This window comes from Photobacterium sp. DNB22_13_2, from assembly GCF_052873915.1.
The window spans coordinates 1-233 of sequence record NZ_JBNNXU010000309.1 but is presented as its reverse complement, the minus strand read 5'-3'; the positions used below and the strand labels follow the sequence as shown (position 1 = coordinate 233).

Below are 233 nucleotides of genomic sequence, written 5' to 3'. Positions count from 1 at the left end.
CCGTAGCACCACGAGCACATCGGATCAGCAACGTAGATGAGGCGCATGGTCAGTTCAGTTTGGAGGCCAGCTGGCGGCGCCAGTGCGACACCGCCTGCGGCGCATCGCACATCATGTCGAACACCGACACCATGGTCTTGCGCGCAATGTCGTCGCGGAAGGTGCGGTCGCGCTCGACGATGGCAATCAGTTGTTCAAGCGCGGCTTCGTAGTTCTGCTGCGCGATGTACTGC

General features: G+C 61.4%; 1 protein-coding gene. It reads right to left on the bottom strand.

Translation table 11 applies throughout. The features are described from left to right. Positions 1–49: 49 nt before the first annotated feature. A partial coding sequence (locus ACVA58_RS28760) for a tetratricopeptide repeat protein (RefSeq protein WP_446513634.1) occupies positions 50–233 on the bottom strand: 184 nt, incomplete at its 5' end.